Annotated in this window: 6 protein-coding genes and 1 pseudogene; 4 read left to right on the top strand and 3 right to left on the bottom strand. The window is 63.2% G+C overall.

Annotated features, from left to right (window positions below; translation table 11 throughout):
• Positions 1-70: 70 nt before the first annotated feature.
• Both ACQKPE_RS08360 and araD1 read right to left on the bottom strand, forming a co-directional pair.
• Complete coding sequence (locus ACQKPE_RS08360; RefSeq protein WP_427664847.1) at positions 71-946, bottom strand: SMP-30/gluconolactonase/LRE family protein; 876 nt, start codon at positions 944-946, stop codon at positions 71-73.
• A 74-nt stretch (positions 947-1020) separates the two neighbouring features.
• Positions 1021-2007 (bottom strand): AraD1 family protein, encoded by a 987-nt coding sequence (gene araD1 / locus ACQKPE_RS08365; RefSeq protein ID WP_427664848.1) that lies wholly within the window; start codon positions 2005-2007, stop codon positions 1021-1023.
• A gap of 142 nt (positions 2008-2149) precedes the next feature.
• Here araD1 and ACQKPE_RS08370 point away from each other — a divergent pair, with 142 nt between their 5' ends.
• The 4 genes from ACQKPE_RS08370 (at position 2150) to ACQKPE_RS08385 (ending at position 7005) form a co-directional block, all read left to right on the top strand.
• Positions 2150-3886 carry an IlvD/Edd family dehydratase gene (locus ACQKPE_RS08370; protein WP_427664850.1) on the top strand — a complete coding sequence of 579 codons (1737 nt, stop codon included), beginning with the start codon at positions 2150-2152 and terminating at the stop codon, positions 3884-3886.
• Positions 3887-3973: 87 nt separating this feature from the next.
• Positions 3974-4696, top strand: coding sequence for a FadR/GntR family transcriptional regulator (locus tag ACQKPE_RS08375; protein ID WP_427664851.1), 723 nt, complete (start codon positions 3974-3976; stop codon positions 4694-4696).
• 145 nt (positions 4697-4841) lie between these two features.
• Positions 4842-6011 (top strand): alpha-hydroxy acid oxidase, encoded by a 1170-nt coding sequence (locus tag ACQKPE_RS08380; RefSeq protein WP_427664853.1) that lies wholly within the window; start codon positions 4842-4844, stop codon positions 6009-6011.
• 67 nt (positions 6012-6078) lie between these two features.
• Positions 6079-7005: a LysR substrate-binding domain-containing protein gene (locus tag ACQKPE_RS08385; RefSeq protein WP_427664855.1), complete on the top strand. Its 927-nt coding sequence runs from the start codon at positions 6079-6081 to the stop codon at positions 7003-7005.
• Positions 7006-7060: 55 nt separating this feature from the next.
• On the opposite strand, the pseudogene ACQKPE_RS08390 reads toward ACQKPE_RS08385, so the two are convergent.
• Positions 7061-7214: pseudogene (locus ACQKPE_RS08390) on the bottom strand (ketol-acid reductoisomerase); the annotation flags it as partial.

Consider the following 7214-nt stretch of genomic DNA (forward strand, 5'->3'; position numbering starts at 1 on the left):
CAGCGGGTCAGAATCGCTGTCGATCATTGCATGATCTCTATATATCGACAAGCATCCCATATATTGGGAGTTAACCCGCAAAACGGTGACATGGCTTCCCCGCGACATCCACCTCGATGGCCAGCACGGCGCCATCCAGGGGCAGGTCCTGCGGGCTGGCGGCGCTGGTGATGTAGAGGGTGCGCAGGTCCGGGCCGCCGAATACGCAGCTTGTAGGACGGCTGACTGGCAACTCGATGACCCGGTCGACACGCCCGTCCGGGGCCAGGCGCAGCAGGCAGCCGCCATCCCAGCGGGCGTTCCAGATAAACCCCTCGGCGTCCATCGCCGAACCATCCGGCCCGCCGCGTTCGTGGGCGCCCAGCCAGACCGCAGGCGTGCCGAGCTGGCCATCGGTGCCGATCGCGTAGCGGTAAAGGGTGGCGTCCAGGCTGTCGCCGAAATACACCTCGCGACCGTCGTCTTTCCACAGCAACGTGTTGGGAATGCCCAGCCCTTGCAGAAGACGCGTGACCTTGGCGTCGGCGTCGATACGGAACAACCCACCGGAGCGCTGGCGGATGGGCAGGTCCTCGCCGTGCTCGCCCAGGTTGTTCTGCATGGTGCTCAGCCACAACCGCCCCTGGGCATCACAGCGCGCCTCGTTGGCGCGGTTGCCGGGTTGCGGGTCGGCGACGCACAGCAGGGCCAGGCGTGGCGCAAGGGGGTCGGATGCCAGGTCGAGGCGGTAGACACCGCTGCTCAAGGTCACCAGGGCGTCGCCCGCTTCGGTGGGAATGAATGCCGAAACGTGCTCGGGCATGCGCCAGCTTTGCAGCTGCCCAGCCTGCCAACGCAGCGCCTGGCGCCCGGCGATATCGACCCAGTACAGCGCCTGGGTCGGGGCGTCCCAGAACGGGCCTTCGCCCAGTTGCGCACGGTGTGCGCCAAGCGTGGTCCAGCGCATGTAGCCTCCTTGGTCATTATTGTTGTCAGGCACGCATCTTATGGCTGTTCGTGCGCGCTACGCCTTGAGCTTCATCACAGTGTGCCCACAGCGCCGGGCTCGAACAGCGCTTGCACCACTTCCAGGCCGTTGACCAAGGGTGCGCCGAACTCGGGCAGGTGAATCTCGAAACGGTCCCCCGGCTGCGCGCGTACGCCAGCGGCGAACGACAGCGTAGCGGTGCCGAAGAAATGCACATGCACATCCCCCGGCCGCAGGAACTGGCTGTACTTGAAATGGTGGTACTCCAGGTTCTCCAGGCTGTGGCACATGTTGGCCTCGCCGGTCAGGAACTCCTGCTGCCAGAGCACCTCGCCACCGCGCACCACGCGGCTGGCGCCGGCGAGGTGAGATGGCAGCGCGCCGACCCGCAACTCCGGGCCATAGCTGCAAGCCCGTAGCTTGGAGTGGGCCAGGTACAGGTAGTTCTTGCGCTCCATCACATGGTCGGAAAATTCGTTGCCCAGCACGAAGCCCAGGCGATACGGCTTGCGGTCCTGGCCGATGACGTACAGGCCGGCCAGCTCCGGCTCTTCGCCGCCGTCGTCGGCGAAGACTGGCAGCGGGAAGGCTTGGCCGGGGCGCACGACGATGCTGCCGTCGCCCTTGTAGAACCACTCTGGCTGCACGCCCGCCTCGCCAGCGGCGGGCTTGCCGCCCTCCACGCCCCACTTGAAGATGCGCATCGTGTCGGTCATGGCGGTTTCGTCGGCCTGGTGCATCTTGTCGCGCGCCGAGGCGCTGCCCAGGTGGGTCAGGCCGGTGCCGCTGATCAGCATATGCGCCGGGTCCGGGTGGTCGAGCGGCGGCAGGATGCGCAGGTTGTCCAACAGCTGCGCATAGTCGTGGGCAGTGCCCAGGCCGCGACCCTGCACCCAGCGCTCAAGGCCCACGCCTGCCTTGATCGCCGCCAGCGCCAGCTCGCGCAACGTGCTCGCGCCCTTCACCTCATGCACCTGTTGCCCCTCTACCACGCCAACCCGGCGCTCGCCGTTAGCCAGTTCGAACTGAACCAGATGCATGCCATCTCTCCTTTGAAAAGCCTGACGGTTGCCGGACTATAAAGTACTACTATTTTGAGTACAACGCTTCCAAATCTGCAAAATCAAGCCTAGATTGTGGCAAGCAATCAGACAAATAGTCCTACTAATAAGAGAGACAAGCATGTCCGACAAGAAAACCGTCCTGCGCTCGGCCCAATGGTTCGGTAGCGCTGACAAGAACGGGTTCATGTACCGCAGCTGGATGAAGAACCAAGGCATTCCCGACCACGAGTTCCAAGGCAAGCCGATCATCGGCATCTGCAACACCTGGTCGGAGCTCACCCCCTGCAACGCGCACTTTCGCAAGATCGCCGAGCACGTGAAGAAGGGGGTGCTGGAGGCCGGTGGCTTCCCGGTGGAGTTCCCGGTGTTTTCCAACGGCGAGTCGAACCTGCGCCCCACCGCCATGCTCACCCGCAACCTGGCCAGCATGGATGTGGAAGAGGCTATTCGCGGCAACCCGGTCGATGCCGTGGTGCTGCTGACCGGTTGCGACAAGACCACCCCGGCCCTGCTGATGGGCGCCGCCAGTTGCGACGTGCCGGCCATCGTGGTCACTGGCGGGCCGATGCTCAACGGCAAGCACAAGGGACGCGATATCGGCGCGGGCACCATCGTCTGGCAGATGCACGAGGCGTACAAGGCCGGGCAGATCGACCTCAACGAGTTCCTCTCGGCAGAAGCCGGCATGTCACGCTCGGCCGGCACCTGCAACACTATGGGCACCGCCTCGACCATGGCCTGCATGGCCGAAGCGCTGGGCACCTCGTTGCCGCACAACGCGGCGATTCCGGCGGTGGACTCGCGCCGCTACGTGCTGGCGCACCTGTCGGGCATGCGTATCGTCGACATGGTCCATGAAGACCTGCGCCTGTCGAAAATCCTCACCCGTGAAGCCTTCGAGAACGCCATCCGGGTAAACGCCGCGATCGGCGGCTCGACCAACGCGGTGATCCACCTCAAGGCCATCGCCGGGCGCATCGGCGTAAACCTGGAGCTCGACGACTGGACCCGCATCGGTCGCGGCACACCAACTCTCGTCGACCTGCAGCCTTCCGGGCGCTTCCTGATGGAGGAGTTCTACTACGCCGGCGGCCTGCCCGCCGTGCTGCGCCGCCTGGGCGAAGCCGGCCTGCTGCCGCATCCGCAGGCGCTGACAGTCAATGGCCGGACCCTGGGCGAAAACACCAAGGAGGCGCCGATCTTTGGCGACGACGAAGTGATCCGCCCCCTCGACAACCCGCTTTGCGCCGACGGCGGTATTTGCGTACTGCGCGGCAACCTGGCGCCGGGCGGTGCGGTGCTCAAGCCCTCTGCCGCGACCCCGGCACTGATGCAACACCGAGGCAGGGCCGTGGTGTTCGAGGACTTCGACATGTACAAGGCGCGCATCAACGACCCGGACCTGGAAGTGGATGCCAGCTCGATCCTGGTGCTGAAGCACTGCGGGCCGAAGGGTTACCCCGGCATGGCCGAGGTCGGCAACATGGGCCTGCCCGCCAAGCTGCTGGCCCAGGGCGTCACCGACATGGTGCGAATTTCCGACGCACGCATGAGCGGCACCGCCTACGGCACGGTGGTGCTGCACGTAGCGCCGGAAGCCGCCGCCGGCGGCCCGCTGGCGGTGGTGCAGGAAGGCGACTGGATCGAACTCGATTGCGCCAGCGGCCGGCTGCACCTGGATATCCCCGAGGCCGAGCTGGCTGCACGCATGGCCGACCTGCAAGCACCAAGGCAACAGCTGGTTGGCGGCTACCACCAGCTGTACATCGACCATGTGATGCAGGCCGACCAAGGCTGCGACTTCGACTTCCTGGTGGGTTGCCGGGGTAGCGACGTGCCCCGTCATTCGCACTGAGCCCTGCCCCGCCCCACGCCTGCGATGCAGCCAGGGCGGTGGGGCGGTATGATTTGCCGTATTTTTTCGCCAGAGCATTGCCCCTCGATGACCAGCCAGCCCCCACAACGCCGCAAGAGTTCGCACAACCGGATCGTCCAGGAGCTGGGTACGCAGATCGTCTCCGGGCACTTCAAGCCGGAACAAACGCTGCCGCTGGAGTCGACCTTGTGCGAGCAATACCAGGTCAGCCGCTCGGTACTGCGCGAGGCGACCCGGGTGCTTGGCGCCAAGGGCCTGGTGTATTCCAAGCCACGGGTCGGCACCGTGGTGCGCCCCCGGGCCAAGTGGCACCTGCTCGACCCGGACGTGCTGGCGTGGCTGATGCAGTCCACGCCGCACAGCGAGTTCTTCAACACCCTGGCCGGCGTGCGCAAGATCCTCGAGCCGGAAATCGCCGCCATGGCCGCCAGCACCGCGACCGATAAGGACATCGCCTTGATCGAGGCGGCGTACGAAGGCATGGCAGGCGCGCAGACTCACGAGCAGCTGTTGCAGGCCGACCTGGATTTCCACCGGGCGATTGCCGAGGCCACGCACAACGATTTGCTGGCGTACATGTGCAACATGCTGTCGTTGCCACTGCGCGAGTCGATCGCCATCACCAACCGCAGGCCGGATATCCAGGCGCTGAGCCTGCCTCGGCACAAGGCGATTCTTACGGCGATCAAGAACAGGGATGCGCTGGGCGCGCGGCATGCTTCGCTGGTGCAGTTGGACGATACGCGGGTGGCGTTGGATGCGGTGATGAATGTGTTGACGCCGCTTTGAGTTCAGGTGTCGGGCGATCATGAAATGCCCGACCGGTACGTTCACTTCAACGGAAAAAGATGCGTGGTCGACGCGCATTTTTTTCCCCTCCTCTGCGCACCACAATCGCTAGCATCCCTTCCATATCTTGGGAGAGGAGGCTGTCATGGCCGTCGTTACTTGTGTGGAAGACCTTCGCCAGGCAGCCCGGCGGCGTGTACCGAAAATGTTCTACGAGTATGTCGATGCGGGCTCCTGGACCGAGAGCACCTACCGGGAAAACCAAAGCGACTTCGAGCGGATCAAGTTCCGTCAACGCGTCGCACGCAATATCGAAAACCGCTCGCTGAAAACCAAGAGGCTCGGTATCGACATGTCGATGCCCGTTGCCATCGCGCCAACCGGGCTCGCGGGCATGATCCACCCGGACGGTGAAATACTTGCGGCGCGGGCGGCTGCCTCCGTGGGCATTCGCTACACCTTGTCGACGGTCAGCATTTGCTCGCTGGAAGACATTGCCGAGCACGTGGGCTCGCCGTTCTGGTTCCAGCTGTACATGATGCGTGACCGAGACTTCGTTGGCCGCCTGATCGACCGGGCCAAAGCCGCCGGTTGCGATGCGCTGGTGCTGACCCTGGACCTTCAACTCAATGGCCAGAGAAACAAGGACCTGAAAAATGGCCTGAGCATTCCGCCACGGCCAACCCCTGCCAATATCCTCAACCTGCTGGGCAAACCGCGCTGGATCACAGGCATGCTCGGCACGCATCGGCATCGCTTCGGAAACATCATGGGGCATGTCAAAGGCATCGATGATCTCACCCAACTGGCTCAATGGACCAACGATCAGTTCGACCCGCGCCTGAGCTGGAACGACATCGAATGGATCAAGCAGCGCTGGGGCGGGAAGCTGGTATTGAAAGGCATCCTGGATGTCGAGGACGCGCGCATCGCCGCCCAGGTGGGTGCCGATGCGCTTATCGTGAGCAACCACGGTGGACGTCAACTCGACGGCGCACCTTCGAGCATCCGGATGCTGCCAGCCATTGTCGACGCCGTGGGCGACAAGATTGAAGTCTGGCTCGATAGCGGCATCCGCAGTGGCCAGGACGTGCTCAAGGCACTGGCGCTGGGGGCCAAAGGCACGCTGATCGGCAGAGCCCACTTGTACGGCCTGGGTGCCCATGGGGAAAAGGGTGTTGTGCAAACACTGGAGATCATTGCCAAAGAGATGGACCGGACAATGGCACTGTGTGGCTATACCGACCTGAGCCAGATCACCCGCGATATGCTCTTGCCCGGTAGTTATCCGACTGCGCATGAGCGCTTGCGTTAAGACCGCTTTGTCCAAGCCCTTGCAGGAGAGGTAAGATCGCAGCAACGTCCAGTGCCCGGGAGCACGCATGAGCAGGTTCAACAGCTATCGCCTCCCCTCCTTGGACGCCCTGCTCGCTTTCGAAGCGGCAGCACAGATGAAGTCGTTCGATCGCGCTGCCGAGTCGTTATCGGTAACCAGCAGCGCGCTTCGAAAACGCATATCGGGCTTGGAGCAACTTCTTAGCGTCGTGCTGTTCAACCGCCTGGGTGGAAGCGTTGTACTCACAGCCCAGGGGCAGGCCTATCTCGAGCAAATCACTCCGATACTGGAACAGCTTGCCGCCGTTCCGATGCACAGCCGCCTCACCCAGCGTAAGCAGCGGCTGACCATCAGTTGCCCACCGACCTTCGCCCGCCAGGTGCTCATTCCTCGCCTTTCGCAATACAGTGAGGCGCACCCGAACATCGACCTACAGGTTCAACTTTCGGCGCCTTTGGTACCGATGGTTGGCGGTACATTCAATATCAGTATCCGCGGCGACAGTTCCGAACTGGAGCCCGCGCATCGCTTGCTGGACGAGTGGCTGCAGCCACTGATCGCGCCGGGCTTGCTTGGCAGGCTCGCATCCTTGCATTGGCCCGAGGATATCGCTCGGTTTCCCTTGATTCGCTCGCCGCTGGAGCCCTGGCGCCCATGGTTTAGCGAAGCCCAATTGGACCTGCCGGAACCTCAAGCAGGCCCAGCACTGCTCGACCTGGGCATGATGTTGGAGGCCGCGGCAAACAGCCAAGGCGTGGTGTTGACCCGGCCATCGATGGCTCGGTCGTGGCTGGCCGAAGGTCGGCTGGTGCCCCTGGGCGAGATTCGTAGCGCCCCTTCTTTCCATTATGGCGTCACGGTGCTTCAACCCTCGGCAGCCGCCGACGCGTTCGTGACCTGGTTAAGGCAAATCTGTGCTGAGGCAGTTTCCACTGCCCAAGCGCAATTGCAGCATTCATCTCTACGCAAATGACAAGTCGACCTTTCGGTCGACTTGTCATTTTCAGCCTATTCAGTAGCTGACCCGTTTAGTTCTTGGTCTTGTCGACGATCCTGTTCGCTGCGATCCAAGGCATCATCGCGCGCAGTTGCTCGCCGATGATCTCGATGCCGTGGGCGGCGTTGTTACGACGCTTGGCGGTCATCGAGGGGTAGCCGGTGGCGCCTTCGGAGATGAACATC

The organism is Pseudomonas sp. NPDC089554, from assembly GCF_050280645.1.
GTDB lineage: Bacteria > Pseudomonadota > Gammaproteobacteria > Pseudomonadales > Pseudomonadaceae > Aquipseudomonas.

Bases quoted from the DNA above. Each gene is read 5' to 3' on its own strand.
- ACQKPE_RS08380 (WP_427664853.1), top strand. From the start codon at position 4,842: ATGGCCGTCGTTACTTGTGTGGAAGACCTTCGCCAGGCAGCCCGGCGG.
- ACQKPE_RS08370 (WP_427664850.1), top strand. From the start codon at position 2,150: ATGTCCGACAAGAAAACCGTCCTGCGCTCGGCCCAATGGTTCGGTAGC.
- ACQKPE_RS08385 (WP_427664855.1), top strand. From the start codon at position 6,079: ATGAGCAGGTTCAACAGCTATCGCCTCCCCTCCTTGGACGCCCTGCTC.
- araD1 (WP_427664848.1), bottom strand. From the start codon at position 2,007: ATGCATCTGGTTCAGTTCGAACTGGCTAACGGCGAGCGCCGGGTTGGC.
- ACQKPE_RS08375 (WP_427664851.1), top strand. From the start codon at position 3,974: ATGACCAGCCAGCCCCCACAACGCCGCAAGAGTTCGCACAACCGGATC.
- ACQKPE_RS08360 (WP_427664847.1), bottom strand. From the start codon at position 946: ATGCGCTGGACCACGCTTGGCGCACACCGTGCGCAACTGGGCGAAGGC.